This is a genomic window from Conexibacter sp. JCM 18997 (genome assembly GCF_055391915.1).
Genome location: NZ_AP043885.1, coordinates 944170 through 957547, shown reverse-complemented (window position 1 = coordinate 957547; position 13378 = coordinate 944170). Strand labels below are relative to the sequence as shown.

Sequence of the window (13378 nt, the reverse complement as noted above, 5' to 3'; positions counted from 1 at the left end):
CTGGATGTTCATGGTGAGGGCGTCCTGAACGTCGGGTCGGCCGCAAGGGCCGCGGCGGCCTTCGCGGTGATCGAACGAGCGGTGTCGTCGCCGGCGCCGTCAAGCGCTTCGTGAACGCGACGGATCTCGGGCAGCGTCAGCACCACGTGCGGGCCCAGATACGCGGCGGTCATGCCGACCCCGTCCTTGCCAGCTGGGCCAGGCGCTCAGCGGCACTGCTGCGCTGCCCGGTGGTGCGCGCCCGGGCGATCGTCCGGCGCAGGTAGTCCAGGCGGGTCGCCTTCGCGTCAGCCGGATCCCAGAGGCGCCGGTGGTGGGCGATGAGGTCAGCGAGCTCCTGGTCGGTGAACCCGGCCTGGGCGGCCTGGGTGGCGATCGACAGGTCGTACTCGCTCATCGTCCAGCCGGCGCCGCGCTGGTGCCGCCACGCGGACGCGAACTCGGGGCTGTTGGTGACGAGCGCGTTCAGGCGGTCGGAGTCGATGCGGCCGTCACGGGCGACGATCTCCGGGAGCGCGCCGCCGGTGTCGGGGTCGCTGCTGGAGGCGTCGACGAGGACGGCGCCGGCGGTGTCGCACAGGGCGCGCAGGACGGTGAGGACCTGGCGGGGTCCCTGGTCGATGAGCTCGACGCGGGCCTGTCCCCCACCCTTGGCGTTGATCGTGCCGGGCAGGCGCAGCAGGCGGGCGAGGTCGTGCGTGTGGTCCAGGCCCCAGCCGTGCTGCTGGGCTTCGGCGCGGTGAAGTGCGTACCACTGCGCGCTCATCTGGCCAGCTGTCTGCTGCTGCTCGCGGCTGGTGAAGCGCCACGGGCCGCCGTCGAGGAGGTACCAGGCGTGCACGCCGTAGCCGCTGTTGATCAGGAGCGTCGGCGCGGCGTAGTGGTGGGCGAGCGTGATCGCGTCCTCGACGGTGGGGACGCCGCCGGTCTTGCGGTTGGGGCCGCCGTCGACGTCGATGTCGAGCCACAGGCCGGCGATGGCGACGGCCTGGTCGGCGCGGGCGCGCTTGCTGGCGCCGAGGTTCTTGTGGGCGAGTGCCACCGCGGTGTACACGTCGGCGCGTCCGTTGAGGCCGGCGGTGCCGACGGGGGCGCGGTAGTAGCCGGAGCGGCGGCGCTGCAGCTCCCAGATCTGGATGAGTCCGGGCGGGGTGCCGCCCCACAGCTCGGTGAGGAACTCGACAGGGTTCACGGGCGCGACCTCACGCGGCGCTCCACACCGCATCGCCGGCCGCGTTGGGCTCGGACGCGACGGCACCCTCGGCGAGCAGTTCCTCGAGCGTCTGCTCGAGGTTGCCGACACGGATGTCCTTCTTGGCGATCTGGAAGCGGAGCTCCGTGGTGGTCACGCCGCCGCCGATCCGCTTGATGAGCTCGACGAGCCGGGTGCGTGGGTTGTCCCCGTTGTGGGACCCCCCCCCAGCGGTCGTTGTGGCACGGTACGTGCCGTTCGGATCCAGCGCGACCTGGTCGTCGACGAGCAGCTCGCCGACAGCGAACGCGACGTCTTCGCGGTCGACCTTGAGGCGGGTCGCGAGGTCCTGCTCGCTCGCTGGCCGCGCCTGCAGGTGGGCGACGATCGCCTCCTTCAGCTCAGGCAGCGGAACGGTCGTGGCCGTTCGCGTTGGGGATGCGGCCGCGGCGTCGGAGATCTCCGGGACCGCGTAGAGGATCGGCCGTCGGCCGTTGCTGTTGCCGTTCGCGCGCTCCCCGTGACCGGCGACGACGAGCGTCCCGGCCTCGACCATGTCGCGCATCGTCGATGCGACGGTCGCCTCCCGCAGCCCGACGAGCTCGGCGACTTCGCGGGCGATCGCGGGCCGGCCCAGCTGCTGGAACGCCCAGGTGACGCCCGCGGGCCCCGGCCGGGCGGTCCTGGCGTCGGCCGGCGCCGCGCTGCGCCGTGGCTTGCGCGGCGCGCGGGCCGAGGCCGCCGGCGGCACCTCGGCTTCCTCCACGGCGCCGTCCTCGCTGCTGCTGGGGTCGAGCTGGCGCGCCAGCGTCTCCAGCTCGCGCAGAACGCCGAGGCGCTGCTCGAGCGGCTCGATCTCCGACCGGATCGCTTCGAGGATGGCGGTCATGCGGCGGCCGCCTGTGCGTTCTCGAGGAAGGCACGGCGGACGTCGTTGCCGGTGACGCCGGCCATGAGCTTGGCGTTGGCGTGATCGGCCAGGCCGGCGAGCGCCTTCTCGACCTCGGCGTTGGTCGGTGCGGGCTTGCCGACGCTCTGTCGCGGCTCGGCGCCGAAGTGGCGCGCGAGGGTGTTGACCCAGGCGGCCTCGAGATTGGAGAGGGCCATGACGTCAGGCCGCCTGCAGCGCCTTGGCGATCAGCGCTCGCGACTCGGTCCACTCATCGATCCAGCGAACGGCGATGGTCGCACGGAACGCACCTTCGGAGTTGTGGTCCGCCCCGTCGGCGGTGGGCACGTCGCCGCGGGTGATCGGCATGAACCACTGCTCGGCGGGTCGATTGGCATCGCGTTCGATGCCGATCGCCTCGAGCGTCTCACCGTCTTCCGCGTCGCCGCCCCGTAGCTTGGCGATCGTTCCGACGAGGCAGCTGCACTCGCCGGAGTAAGTCGACCCGTCGACGCGTCCTTCGGCGAGCGCGGCGCGCATGCCGGCCACCTCTCCGGGGGCGTGATCGAGCACGTCCCACAGGTCCACACGGAAGCCGCGCAGGTCCGCGGAGCGCAGGTCCGCGTAGCCCAGGTTCGCGGAGCGCAGGTCCGCGGAGCCCAGGTTCGCGGAGCGCAGGTTCGCGTAGCCCAGGTCCGCGGAGCGCAGGTCCGCGGAGCGCAGGTTCGCGTAGCCCAGGTTCGCGGAGCCCAGGTTCGCGTAGCCCAGGTCCGCGGAGCGCAGGTCCGCGGAGCGCAGGTTCGCGTAGCCCAGGTTCGCGTAGCCCAGGTCCGCGGAGCGCAGGTTCGCGTAGCCCAGGTTCGCGTAGCCCAGGTTCGCGGAGCCCAGGTTCGCGGAGCGCAGGTTCGCGGAGCGCAGGTCCGCGGAGCGCAGGTCCGCGGAGCGCAGGTTCGCGTAGCCCAGGTCCGCGGAGCGCAGGTCCGCGGAGCGCAGGTTCGCGTAGCCCAGGTTCGCGGAGCCCAGGTTCGCGTAGCCCAGGTCCGCGGAGCGCAGGTTCGCGTAGCGCAGGTCCGCGGAGCGCAGGTTCGCGTAGCCCAGGTTCGCGTAGCCCAGGTTCGCGCGCTGCCGTGTGGCCTCCTCGAGCGCCGTGCGGATGTCGCTCGCGTTTTCGGCGACGTAGAGGACTCTGCCGTCCTTCCAGGACTTGATCTCGATGCTCACGGTTCAGTCCTCCAGCCACGCGGCGGGCGCGGCGACGATGGTTCGCGGCCGGCTCTTGGCGCCGACCTTGACGGTGACCTGCTCAGCGACGACCTGCTGGGCGTCCAGGTCGATGTCCCGTTCGATGAGGACCTCGACGCGGCTGCCGTTCTGCTGGAGCTCCGCGCGCAGTTCGGTGAGGCCGCGGTCGCGGGCGATGGCGACGAACGACCGGGCGAGCTCGCGGAGCTCCTGGGGTGCCGGGGCGTCGGGCACGGCTACGCCTGGGCGGGCTCGGGCGCCGGTGCCGCGGCGGCGGCCGCTGCAGCCGCCTCGAACGTCGGGCGCAGCGTGTCGCCGTACGCGCGGGCCTTCTCGGCCGTGTCCGGGTCCAGGCGGCCGCCGACCCGAGGCGAGATCTGCGCGTATTCGGTGCCGCCCTGGTTGGCCTTCTTCTCCAGCGCCAGGATCGTGAGGACCTGGTCGTAGCGCAGGCCGGCGTTGGCGAGGGCGAGCATGTACTTCTTCAGCGCGCCGAGCGACATCGGGGAGACCTGCACGACGCTGGGCAGGAAGCCGGTGCCCATGAGGAGGAACAGCTGGCCGTTCTGCTTGCACGCCTGGCCTCGGCCGCCGTCGGAGCCGAACTGGGCCTTGGGGCACAGGGCGCAGGCGAGCTCGCGGGCGTCACCGTCGGGGTCGGGGTCCTCGCTGGTGGCCCACTGCTTGCCGAAGCCGGTCTTGGCGTCGGGGCTGCTGCAGGACGGGGGCATGCTGCCGCCGCCGTCGTCGATCGACCGCGGCCAGAACGACCGGGTCTGCTTCTGGAAGACGATGATGCCGCTGATCTCGTCGACGGTCTCGCTGCCGTCGAGGGTCGGCACCTCCCAGCGGTACTTGGTGGCCTTGCCCGACGGGACGGACAGGCGGGTGAGGTCGAACTCGTTGACGTCCTGGCCGGCGAGGTTGTCGGCGATGAAGCCCTTGACCTCGCTGATGTCATGGTTCAACGCGAGGAAGCCGCCGGGTTCGATCGTGGCGATCGCGGTGCTGGTCATGGTGACTCGTAGTTCCTTTCGAGGGCCGGCGCCGGTCAGGCGCGGGTGGAGATGACCGGGGACAACGTCACGTCGAGCAGGCCGCGCAGCTGCTCGGGGATGAGCGCGCGCAGCGCGTCCTCAGTGACCGGGGTGCCGGCCTCCTCGAGCCCCTTCTTGCGCTCGCTGAACCACGAGCTGACGGTCTGCAGGTTGAAGCCGAACTCGACGAAGTCGCTCATCTCGTCGACGTCGCGCATGACGATCGCGACCTCGGACTTCTCGGCGAGCGCCTTGGCGAAGACGCGGGTGTTGATGTGCGCGAGCCGGCCGCTCTTGGAGTGGCGCTTGCTGCTGACGCCCTCTTCGGCGAACTCCTCCAGGAGGGCGCCCATGAGGCCGCTCTCGCGGTCGCCGATCATCTTCTGCGCCTTGTCGCTGATCGCCTTGGCCTGCTTCTTCAGCTGGTCCAGCGCGATGAATAGGTCGAGCGTGGTCTCGTCGGGGGCGCTGTCGAGCTCGTCGGCGAGGCGGCGCAGGGCGTCGCCCTGGGCGAGGATGGTGTGCCGGGCCTCCGTTGGGAGTACGGCGTCGAACGGGTCCCGCACGGGTGCGGCGGGCGCGGTGGCGGTGGTGTCGCTCACGGCGTGTCCTTCCGGTTGAGGTTGTTGAGGTGGGCGAGGAACTGCTCGACCGTGTCGCGGCGCTCGATCAGCGCCCGGTAGATCGCCTCGTCGACGGTGCCCTCGGCGAGCAGGTGGATGTAGGTGACGCGGCGCTGCTGGCCGGGGCGGTGGACGCGCTTGCGTGACTGCTGGTACTGGCCCAGCGCGTGGCTGACCGTGTAGTAGATGCAGTAGCGGGCGCGGCTGAAGTCGACGCCTTCGGCGCCGGCCTGGATCTGGACGCCGAGGACGTCGACGTCGGGGTTCATGGTGCTGTCGGCGGTGAGCCCGTCGGCGCGTCGGCCGGACAGCTCGCCGTAGCGGCGGCCCTGGCGCTCGGCGACCTGGCGGATCTGGTCGAGGTCGTGGTGGAAGCGGGCGATGACGACGATCGGCTCGCGACGGGGGAGGTCCTCGAGCGTGTCGGCGAGCAGGCGCGCCTTCTCCGGCGTGTCGGTCAGCTGGTGGGTGACGCCGGTGTCGGCGTCCTTGGCGAAGCCGCTGGTGGCCTGCGCGAGTCGCAGGACGAGGACCATGGCGTTGGCGGCGGTGACGACGCCGGCGTCGACCTGGGCGATACCGTCGCGCTCGAGCTCGCCGTACACCTTGCGGGTGGCCGGCTCGAGCTCGCAGGTGCGGTAGTCATCGACGGGCTCGAGCAGGCCGAGCTGCTCGTCGAGCTGCTGCTGGGGGACGCGGAAGATGTGCGGTGCGACCCGCTGGAGGAGCTCGTCGCGGCGGTCTTCGCGGACGCCGTCGTAGATCGGCTGGCCGGCGGGCCCGTCGAGGTAGACGGGCGTGCCGTCGGCGTGGCGGTACTTGACCTTGCGGGCTCCGTAGCGGGCGCGGAAGGCGGCGTTGCTGGTGCCGAGGATCGACGTGTCCAGTGCGCGCATCTGCGCGTACAGGTCGAGCTCTGAGTGAGGGCAGCTGGTGCCGGTGAGCTGCAGGATGCGGTCGCCGTGGCGGCGGACGCGCTCGCACAGCTGGTGGGCCTTGCGCGACTGGACGCCGCCGGCGGCCTTGAGGCGGTGGCTTTCGTCGAGGATGACGAGGTCCCAGTCGGTGCCGTGGAGGATCTTCCACATGTCGCCCTGGTAGAACGCCTCGTAGTTGACGACGACGGCGGCGGGCCGGCGGGTGATGGTGCCGAGCTTGCAGTGGTCCAGGACGGCGACGGCGCGGCGGGCGACGCTGGGGTTGCGCAGCGGTCCGCGGGCGCCGACGACGTGCCCGTTCCACACGGCCCAGTCGCGCTGGGCGTGGTCGGCGAACTGGCGCGGCCAGACGCCGAGGACGCTCTTGGGGCAGAGGATGAGGACCTGGCTGGCGTGGACGTGCTCGGCGAGCGCGACGCCGCAGAGGCCCTTGCCGCCGCCCATGCCGATCTCGAGCATGCTGGCCTTACGGGCGGCGGTGAACTCGAACGCCTCGACCTGGTGAGGCCACGGGCTGGTCTTGACGGGTAGCTGCACGGCCGGCTCGGCGGTTGCAAGGGTCATCGCGCCAGCGCCATTCGGTCAGCCCACACGCGGTAGTACCGGGCGCGGGTCATGCTTGCGGCGGCCTCCGCCCGGTCGGCCTTGTCGTAGAGCTCCATCGCGCGGCGAACGGCGTCGTCATGGCCAGCCCAGGCGAGCGCCCTGGTCACCGCGCCGAGCGGATCGCGTTGAATTCCGATCAGTCGATTGACCGCAACGACATGCGCGCGGCAGGCGTCTTGGCGGTTCATAGCCCGCGGTCCCCCAGCCAGTTGGCGTACCGGCCCTCTCGGGCCTCGTCGTTGAGCTCGACCAGGCCGACGCGCGCGACGGCCGGACGGGCCGGCTTCGGCTCCGGCTTGGCGGCGTGACGGGCGCAGACGCGCAGCGGCCCGAACAGGCCCTGGACGACCGTTTCGGCGGGCCGGTCGCAGCCGCGGTCGCAGAGGTCGTCGGGCAGGATGTCGACGCTCATGCGACCACGAGCTCCCGGTCGCACTCGGGGCAGGACTGGACGGTGCGGCCCTCGTCGTTGACGACGACGTGCTCGCGCTTCCACCCGTCGCAGTCCCACACGGTGAACGCGCCGTGGCCGCACCGGCAGGTGTGCGCGCCGCCGTCGTCGGGGATTCCGACTGGCGCGTCGTCGTCCTGCTCGGCGCGCATCTGCTCGTACTCGGGCGCCCACTTCCAGGGCTCGTCGAGGAAGTAGGCGACCTCGTTGTGCGGGGCGTCGCAGCGGTCCTCGAGGAAGCGCCAAAGGTCGCTGAGGTTGGTCCGGTTCTCCCACCAGTCGGCCGCCTGGCCGGCGTCCGCACGGTCAGGAGAGGAAGGGCTCACCGCGGGTGCGCCGGCGACGCTCCGGGCCGGTGCCGTGCGACGGGTATTCAGGTCGTCGCTGTCGGTGAGCGGTTCGTGCGGGCGCCGGCCATGCGGCCGGGTGATCGGGATGACGGTCACGACGACGTACCGCCTTCGCGGTAGTGGACGGCGACACGGGCGGGGACGTATTGGACGCCGTCGGCCGGGTTGCACCAGGGGCAGTGGCCGTCGTCGCGGATGGAGCCGCAGGCGCAGGTGTCGTCTTCGAGGTCCTCGACGGTGTGGTCGAGGCGCTCGAGCACGTCGCCGCGGCTCATCGGGTGCTCCTGCCGTACAGCTGCGCCTGGACTTCGCGCTCGGTGAGGCCGGGCTGGGCACGGAGCTCGCGGCCGAGGTCGACGGCGCACCAGACGAGGCAGACGATGGCGGCGATGATGCCGAGGCCGTAGATGAGGCCGCCGGTGACGGTCATGCTTGCGTCTCCTGGACCATGCGGGTGATGCCGGCCGGGGTGAGGTCGGCGCGCGCGGCCTGCCACCAGCCGTCGTGGCGGCCGGCGTCCTGGTGGCTGAGGATCGAGAAGCGGCGGCAGTGCTCGCGCTGGGAGGCGGGCAGGGCCGGGTTGAAGTCGACGAGGTCGCCGGTGAAGTGAGGGGCGGGCTTGCCGGCGGCGTAGTTGGCGCCGCCCTCGTCGAAGCCGAGGTCGTAGGCGGTGCGTTGCGCGATGGCGTGGTCGCGGATTTGGAGGCGTCGGCGGATGGCTGCGGTGAGCTTGTGGGCGAGCCAGCCGAGGACGGTGATGCTGGCGGCGATGACGAGCGGGCTCATCGTGCGTTGCTCCAGGAGGCGTGGACGCGCTGCAGCTGGCCGTAGGCGGTGTCGCGTAGCTCGTGGGCGATGCTGCCGGTCAGCAGTTCGCAGGCGGGTACCTGGCTGGCGATGTCGTGGAAGGTGCGGTGCGCGCGCATGATCGCTGCGGCGTCGTGGCCGGCGGGCTGGTCGAGGATCGGCAGGACGGGCCGGAGTCGGCGGGCGATGGCGCGGACGGTGAGCGTCTTGCGCAGGCCGCTGTTGAGCTCGCGGTGGCGGAGGTGTTCGGCGAGTTCGTCGGCGACGCCGGCGATGGCGCGTTCGTGTTCGCCTTCGCTGGCGTTCAGCTGGGCGATTCGTTGGGCGTAGGCGAGGAGGCGGGCGCGGACGCGCGGCGGGACGCCGTATTGCTTGGTGGCGAGGATCTCCTCGATGAGGGAGTCGACTTCGGGGGTGTCGCGGGCGTCGATGAGGCGTTGTTCGGCGAGGTTGGCGCCGCGTGCTTCGAGGGCGGGTTCGAGGATCTGGCCGCGGATGGTGTGGCTCGCGATCGGGTTCATGCCGCCATCGCCTCCGTCTGCGCCGCGTTGAACGCGGCGATGGCCTCGTCGTCGTCCATGCCGGCGGGGATCGACCAGCCCTGGTCCTCGCGCAGCCAGCGGGCCATTCCGATCGGCGCGCCACCCCAGCTGAGGGTCGGCGCGACCTCGATCACGGTCCCGTCTGGCAGTGGGCCGATCGTGCCGCCATCGTCGGCGGCGTGTATGGAGATCCCGGGAGCGTTGCGAGTGAGCTCGCCGATCGCGGCCCGCTTCTCCTCGAGCGTGGCAACAGCCCGCCGCGTCACCGTTGGTTCAAACGCGTGGGACGGAGCATCGCCGGCGTCGCTGCGATAGGGCGTCGTGACAGTGATGACGTACGGCCCGCTCGCCGCGGTACCGTTATCGGTGCTCATGGAGTTGCGTCTCCGTGGGTCGTGGCGCCGGGCCTGCCAGGGCCGCGGCGCCGATCTTGTTCAGGGGTGCGGTGGTGGTCATGCCGCCTCCGAAAGCGCTGAAGAACTCGGCACGGGATGGCGGACCTCATCGATCCGCCGACCAAGGGCTGCGGCGATCGCGGCCCAGGTAGCGTCGTCGGCGTGCAGCCCGTTGACGACTCGCGACAGCTGGGACTCGTGCATCCCGATGCGGTTGGCGAGCCAGCTCTGGCGACGGCCCTCCTCCTGGAGGATCCGCTTGAGCGGGGTCATGGGCTGAGCGGCCATGACCCAAGTTGTATCAACCCACGACGTCTCGTGTCAAGAGGTCTTGAGACTGCTCGTCTATTGCCAGCCGGTCTCAACCCCGCTTGGATCACGCACGGCGTGCGAGGAGACGATCAAGCCCAGCCCTTCAGCGAACGCCTGCGCGCGCTGGCAGCCGAGCGCGGGACGAGCGTCGAGCGCGTTGGGACTGCGGCCTATGACCCTGCCGTTGAGGGCACCAGCCTGGGCATGCTGCGTAAGGTCATCGGCGGACAGCGAGCGCCTAATCGGGCACTCATCGAGGCAGTGGCCACAGCGCTCAGCGTGCATCCCGACGAGTTCGCGGAGTACCGCCTACTGGTTGCGCGCGAGTCGCTGGATGAGCGCGTCGTCGGCCTCGACGCGGCCCTAGATCAGCTCAGGCGGATTGAGAGCGCTCTTGAAGAGCGGGGCGCGCGCCGCGCAGTGACGCCTGCGCCAGGAAGTGATCAGCGTCCCGCAGCAGCGAAGCGCGCTCGTCACAGTCGGGGAGACTGAGGGCGACGGAACGAGCCGTGGTGCCGACCTCGAGGAACGCCTCCCCCAGCAGTGAACGGGTCGACTTCGGCGCAGGTTTGGTGATGGCCGGCGCGTCAGCGACCACACTGAGGCGGGGCTGCGCAGGTGGCCCTTCCCACCCGCCGGGCATCGGGACGTCGATGACGACGTCGACGGGCTCGCCGTTGAGGCCGACGACCGTTCTCGTGATCACGATCGGTCGCAGCTGGCCCAGGTCGAGTTGGTCTTCGTTGATGCCCACTAGCGCTTCCTCCGGCGCTGCGGTCGCGGTATCCCCTCCCGCCTGGTGCGGGAGACCCCCGGGGCCGGCGACCGGCGACTCCGGATCGCGAAAGCTAGAACGCTCATCGGACGGAGCAGGAGAACGCGTGTTCCCCTCGACGGGACCCTCGTTGACCGAATCGCCAATAGGCACGGAGACCAGCGTGGCACAAGACGCCGCACCTATGTCGACGCATTTGTTCCCTCTTTGCGGCAATCGTGCGAAGACCTCGCGCCGAAACGGCTGCAAATCGACCTGGCTCAAGCATGTATTGAGGGTCTTGGCGTTCGCGGCAGTCGCCCTGGCAGCGAGTCCTATGCCCTCTGAGGCGGCCGCCGTGCCTCTCCGCTCATGCGGCATCAAGACCGTATCGGCGATTTCTGGTTCGGTCCGCGCAGCGATCCGCGTCCGTTTCGTGAGATGTGCGCGAGCCAAGCAAATCGTCCGGGCCTATGTCTTCGGCCAGGGGTCCCAGCCGCCTGGGTGGACCTGCGGTGAGGCGAGAGGGCAGCTGCACTGGCGATGCACGAGATCGACGTCCAGCTATCCGTCGCTGGATCCATCACCCACCGTCGATTTCACCTACGCCTAGCAATGCCGTTTGGCTTCGATGGCGAGACTCAGGCCGTCCTCGTCCACGGCTCGGCCCTACTCCAAGCGATTGCGCGAATCCAAGATGCTTCGATCGCCGCGACCGACGCGTTCTTCCGCCTGATCGAGCGGCCGGAGTTCGTTCATCTCGATATCGGTGGCGCCGATGAGTTCAGCGACGTCCGAGAGCGACGAGACGAGCTCTTCGAGTTCTACACGGCAATGCGCGCGGACCTAGCAGACCTCCTTGCCCGCGCAGAAACGGCCCACAATCGGGGCCCCGCAGGGCCTGCGATTGCATCTGGGGCGGTCTCGATCCATCCGCCAGAGCCACTATCTGGCCTGGTTCTGACGGTCCCAGAGGGCATGCGCGTAGCGGCTGAGATCCAGGCATGGGTCCGACAGCAGCAGTCACTCGGTCGCAAGGACGCAGGACGAGCGCTAAACGATCTCATCATCTCGCTCGCGCAGTTCCCAGAGGAGGCCGACATGCGGCGTCGCCTGGGGCGATTTGCCATGACGCTCAATCGCGGAACGGTCTAGGTCGTTCGGCTCCGCCGGCGCGTCGGCTTTGAGATCGGGCGTAGGCCGGCCAGCGCCGCGACGGTCTCGCGATCGGCCGGCGGCAGGTGCTCGGCGAGGTGCTCGAGCTCGAGGGATGCGTTAGCGGCGCCGATCCATCGTGCCCACCTGGCGTTCGCGGCCCACTCGGTGGCCACGGGTACCTCGGTGAGCTCGGCCCAGTCGGCGACGTCGACCCACCGCCACAGCCGGTTGCGCTCGCGCAGGTGACTGATCGGCGGCGGGAAGTTGCCGACCCCGCGCCGGCCGGCGATCAGTAGCCGCACGCTCTCGCGGGTGCGGCCGAGTCGCTCGGCGATCTCGGCGGCGGTGACCAGGTCGTCGGGCTCGATGCGCGTGACGCGCAGCCCGCCGACGCTTTGGACGTTGGCGATCGCGGAGCTGATCGCCGCGGCCAGTGATGGCGCCTCGCGGTCGAACTCGGCGTAGTGCACGCCGTCGACCTCGCCGAACGTTGCGTCGTCGCACCCAGCCTCGAACAGCTCGTCGAGGTGGTCCTCCGGATCCCCGGAGAGGATGAGGGTGAAGTTGTGTTCGGTCATGCGCTTATTTCCTGTCATGAGGGCAGTTCCTGACAGCCCGGTCAATCGCCTTGGCGTGATTACCCGGGTTCTTCGGAGTCGACCAGATGGAGACGCTGCAACCGCAGCCGCACTCCGCCTTGCCCCAACGGTGCCCAGCGGTCGTCTGGGTGATCTTCCAGTCGGCGGCCTCGGCGCGCTGAAGGGCGGCCTCGACCTCCTTCTTCGGATGCTTCTTCGGGGGCACTCGACAAAGATAGCGCAACTGTTGGCAGTTGTCAACACTTCATTGTAAGTGAAGGGGACCCCGTCGCCTGTCCGGCATCGGGGTCCCCTCGTCACTCACGCCTTGAGAGTGCGCGCATTCCGGCGCGCTGCGCGTCACCGTTACGCGCGCAGGTCCTCCCCTACAGCTTGCGCGTTGGCGTGACCTTGGCGCGGACGACGCCGACGAACACGTAGAGCGCGATGACGAACGCGGCGATGGCGATCTTCTGCTCGTCGGTCACGGTGACACCGAACGCGACGAGCAGGACGATGCTCGCGGCCACCAGGGCGGTGATCGCGGTGAGCAGCGGCTCGTTCTTCAGGGTCTCGATCATGGGAGGTCCCTCCTAGAGGTCGATGCGGAAGAAGCGGGCGCCGGCGACCATGTCGATGTCGCCGAAGTCCACAGGCGGGCTGCCGTGACCGACGGTGCGGTCGCGGTACGTCGACCCCGCCCTGGCCAGCGCCCGGTAGGACGTCTTGCCGTCCCCATTGCCGACCCACACCTCGATGTGATGCGCGGTGCCGAGCCCGTACAGGACGAAGTCGCCGGGCTGCAGGTCGTCGCGCCCGATCTCCTTGAGGTGCGCAACCAGCGTGCCGGTGTAGCCGCCCTTGTAGCTGTTGCCGTTGGGGTCAGGCAGCCCGGCCGACCAGCACATCGAGGTTGCCAGCTGGGAGCAGTCCGACCGCTGCCCGGCGTGCTCACCGGTGATGCCGAGCTCGACGGTCCAGGTGCCGGGCTGGCTGTAGAACCGGCGGGCGACGCCCGAGTAGTACAGCCTGGCGGCCTCGAGGCACGCGAACACGACGCGCAGCCGCGGGTAGCGGACGGCGCCGGTGATCTTGTTGTCCTTGCGGGCCGGCTTGGCGGCGGCCGCGGCGGCGCGTTCCTTGGCGCGCTTGGCGAGCCACCGCTTCTGGCGACGGTACTCCGACGGGACCCGCAGCCATGGGCGGCGGATGATCGTCTGGGCGCGCTTGCCGAGACCGCTCTCGCCGATGTCGACGCCGAGCGAGGCGGCGGCCTTGCGGCCGACGGCGATCGTCTGGCGGCCTGCCTGGCCGTCGACGACGAGGCGTGTCAGGCCGCGCTGGGCGTTGCCGCGGCCGCGGGCGTTGATGGCCTTCTGGACCGCGACGACGTCGCCGCCGGTCATGGGCGGCACGGCCGGCTCGTCGCCGTCGGTGCCGCGGAAGCGCAGGATGCGATGCACCCTTGTGCTGGGCATGGTGTTCCTCCTCGAGAGGGCCGAGG

The 13378-nt window shown here is 70.4% G+C and carries 24 protein-coding genes; 1 reads left to right on the top strand and 23 read right to left on the bottom strand.

The genetic code is table 11. The features are described from left to right. Positions 1 to 8 precede the first annotated feature (8 nt). The 19 genes from ACZ5UI_RS04980 to ACZ5UI_RS04890 all read right to left on the bottom strand — a co-directional run bounded on the left by ACZ5UI_RS04980 (position 9) and on the right by ACZ5UI_RS04890 (position 10138). Positions 9 to 173 carry a hypothetical protein gene (locus tag ACZ5UI_RS04980; protein ID WP_464194841.1) on the bottom strand — a complete coding sequence of 55 codons (165 nt, stop codon included), beginning with the start codon at positions 171 to 173 and terminating at the stop codon, positions 9 to 11. Beyond that, positions 170 to 1192, bottom strand: a complete 1023-nt coding sequence (locus ACZ5UI_RS04975) for a hypothetical protein (protein ID WP_464194839.1) — start codon at positions 1190 to 1192, stop codon at positions 170 to 172. The genes ACZ5UI_RS04980 and ACZ5UI_RS04975 overlap by 4 nt, the downstream gene beginning before the upstream one ends. Positions 1193 to 1202: 10 nt before the next feature. Continuing rightward, positions 1203 to 2081: a hypothetical protein gene (locus ACZ5UI_RS04970; protein WP_464194837.1), complete on the bottom strand. Its 879-nt coding sequence runs from the start codon at positions 2079 to 2081 to the stop codon at positions 1203 to 1205. After that, on the bottom strand, positions 2078 to 2299 hold the full coding sequence (locus tag ACZ5UI_RS04965; protein ID WP_464194835.1) for a hypothetical protein: 222 nt from the start codon (positions 2297 to 2299) through the stop codon (positions 2078 to 2080). The genes ACZ5UI_RS04970 and ACZ5UI_RS04965 overlap by 4 nt, the downstream gene beginning before the upstream one ends. A 4-nt stretch (positions 2300 to 2303) precedes the next feature. Next, positions 2304 to 3302 carry a pentapeptide repeat-containing protein gene (locus ACZ5UI_RS04960; protein WP_464194834.1) on the bottom strand — a complete coding sequence of 333 codons (999 nt, stop codon included), beginning with the start codon at positions 3300 to 3302 and terminating at the stop codon, positions 2304 to 2306. Between the two features lie 3 nt (positions 3303 to 3305). Continuing rightward, positions 3306 to 3557 carry a hypothetical protein gene (locus ACZ5UI_RS04955; RefSeq protein ID WP_464194832.1) on the bottom strand — a complete coding sequence of 84 codons (252 nt, stop codon included), beginning with the start codon at positions 3555 to 3557 and terminating at the stop codon, positions 3306 to 3308. 2 nt (positions 3558 to 3559) lie between these two features. Continuing rightward, the gene (locus tag ACZ5UI_RS04950; protein ID WP_464194830.1) at positions 3560 to 4339 is read right to left on the bottom strand and encodes a hypothetical protein; all 780 of its coding nucleotides are present in this window, start codon (positions 4337 to 4339) and stop codon (positions 3560 to 3562) included. A gap of 35 nt (positions 4340 to 4374) precedes the next feature. Continuing rightward, entirely contained in the window at positions 4375 to 4962 is a 588-nt protein-coding gene (locus ACZ5UI_RS04945) for a hypothetical protein (protein ID WP_464194828.1), read from the bottom strand. Next, on the bottom strand, positions 4959 to 6485 hold the full coding sequence (locus ACZ5UI_RS04940; protein WP_464194826.1) for an SNF2-related protein: 1527 nt from the start codon (positions 6483 to 6485) through the stop codon (positions 4959 to 4961). The genes ACZ5UI_RS04945 and ACZ5UI_RS04940 overlap by 4 nt, the downstream gene beginning before the upstream one ends. Then, positions 6482 to 6715 carry a hypothetical protein gene (locus tag ACZ5UI_RS04935; protein WP_464194824.1) on the bottom strand — a complete coding sequence of 78 codons (234 nt, stop codon included), beginning with the start codon at positions 6713 to 6715 and terminating at the stop codon, positions 6482 to 6484. The genes ACZ5UI_RS04940 and ACZ5UI_RS04935 overlap by 4 nt, the downstream gene beginning before the upstream one ends. Beyond that, positions 6712 to 6939 carry a hypothetical protein gene (locus ACZ5UI_RS04930; protein ID WP_464194822.1) on the bottom strand — a complete coding sequence of 76 codons (228 nt, stop codon included), beginning with the start codon at positions 6937 to 6939 and terminating at the stop codon, positions 6712 to 6714. Before ACZ5UI_RS04930 ends, ACZ5UI_RS04935 begins: the two co-directional genes overlap by 4 nt. Then, a complete protein-coding gene (locus ACZ5UI_RS04925) occupies positions 6936 to 7304 on the bottom strand; it encodes a hypothetical protein (RefSeq protein ID WP_464194820.1) in 369 nt (122 codons plus the stop codon). The genes ACZ5UI_RS04930 and ACZ5UI_RS04925 overlap by 4 nt, the downstream gene beginning before the upstream one ends. Positions 7305 to 7420: 116 nt before the next feature. Then, complete coding sequence (locus ACZ5UI_RS04920; protein WP_464194818.1) at positions 7421 to 7603, bottom strand: hypothetical protein; 183 nt, start codon at positions 7601 to 7603, stop codon at positions 7421 to 7423. Continuing rightward, entirely contained in the window at positions 7600 to 7758 is a 159-nt protein-coding gene (locus ACZ5UI_RS04915) for a hypothetical protein (RefSeq protein WP_464194816.1), read from the bottom strand. The genes ACZ5UI_RS04920 and ACZ5UI_RS04915 overlap by 4 nt, the downstream gene beginning before the upstream one ends. Further along, positions 7755 to 8114 (bottom strand): hypothetical protein, encoded by a 360-nt coding sequence (locus tag ACZ5UI_RS04910; protein ID WP_464194814.1) that lies wholly within the window; start codon positions 8112 to 8114, stop codon positions 7755 to 7757. The genes ACZ5UI_RS04915 and ACZ5UI_RS04910 overlap by 4 nt, the downstream gene beginning before the upstream one ends. Then, positions 8111 to 8656 (bottom strand): hypothetical protein, encoded by a 546-nt coding sequence (locus ACZ5UI_RS04905; RefSeq protein WP_464194812.1) that lies wholly within the window; start codon positions 8654 to 8656, stop codon positions 8111 to 8113. Before ACZ5UI_RS04905 ends, ACZ5UI_RS04910 begins: the two co-directional genes overlap by 4 nt. Beyond that, complete coding sequence (locus tag ACZ5UI_RS04900) at positions 8653 to 9051, bottom strand: hypothetical protein (protein WP_464194810.1); 399 nt, start codon at positions 9049 to 9051, stop codon at positions 8653 to 8655. Before ACZ5UI_RS04900 ends, ACZ5UI_RS04905 begins: the two co-directional genes overlap by 4 nt. A 78-nt stretch (positions 9052 to 9129) precedes the next feature. Continuing rightward, positions 9130 to 9345 carry a helix-turn-helix domain-containing protein gene (locus ACZ5UI_RS04895; RefSeq protein ID WP_464194808.1) on the bottom strand — a complete coding sequence of 72 codons (216 nt, stop codon included), beginning with the start codon at positions 9343 to 9345 and terminating at the stop codon, positions 9130 to 9132. A 412-nt stretch (positions 9346 to 9757) separates the two neighbouring features. Further along, on the bottom strand, positions 9758 to 10138 hold the full coding sequence (locus ACZ5UI_RS04890) for a hypothetical protein (RefSeq protein WP_464194806.1): 381 nt from the start codon (positions 10136 to 10138) through the stop codon (positions 9758 to 9760). A gap of 543 nt (positions 10139 to 10681) precedes the next feature. Between ACZ5UI_RS04890 and ACZ5UI_RS04885 the strand changes: the two genes are divergently transcribed. Next, a complete protein-coding gene (locus ACZ5UI_RS04885) occupies positions 10682 to 11293 on the top strand; it encodes a hypothetical protein (RefSeq protein WP_464194804.1) in 612 nt (203 codons plus the stop codon). Here the strand turns inward: ACZ5UI_RS04885 and ACZ5UI_RS04880 are convergent. The 4 genes from ACZ5UI_RS04880 to ACZ5UI_RS04865 form a co-directional block, all read right to left on the bottom strand. Continuing rightward, positions 11290 to 11874 carry a helix-turn-helix transcriptional regulator gene (locus ACZ5UI_RS04880; protein ID WP_464194802.1) on the bottom strand — a complete coding sequence of 195 codons (585 nt, stop codon included), beginning with the start codon at positions 11872 to 11874 and terminating at the stop codon, positions 11290 to 11292. The two genes, ACZ5UI_RS04885 and ACZ5UI_RS04880, sit on opposite strands and share 4 nt — an antisense overlap. 4 nt (positions 11875 to 11878) lie before the next feature. Continuing rightward, on the bottom strand, positions 11879 to 12100 hold the full coding sequence (locus tag ACZ5UI_RS04875) for a hypothetical protein (RefSeq protein WP_464194800.1): 222 nt from the start codon (positions 12098 to 12100) through the stop codon (positions 11879 to 11881). Positions 12101 to 12260: 160 nt separating this feature from the next. Further along, positions 12261 to 12455 carry a hypothetical protein gene (locus tag ACZ5UI_RS04870; protein WP_464194798.1) on the bottom strand — a complete coding sequence of 65 codons (195 nt, stop codon included), beginning with the start codon at positions 12453 to 12455 and terminating at the stop codon, positions 12261 to 12263. A gap of 12 nt (positions 12456 to 12467) precedes the next feature. After that, positions 12468 to 13352, bottom strand: a complete 885-nt coding sequence (locus ACZ5UI_RS04865) for a hypothetical protein (protein ID WP_464194796.1) — start codon at positions 13350 to 13352, stop codon at positions 12468 to 12470. Positions 13353 to 13378: the final 26 nt, after the last annotated feature.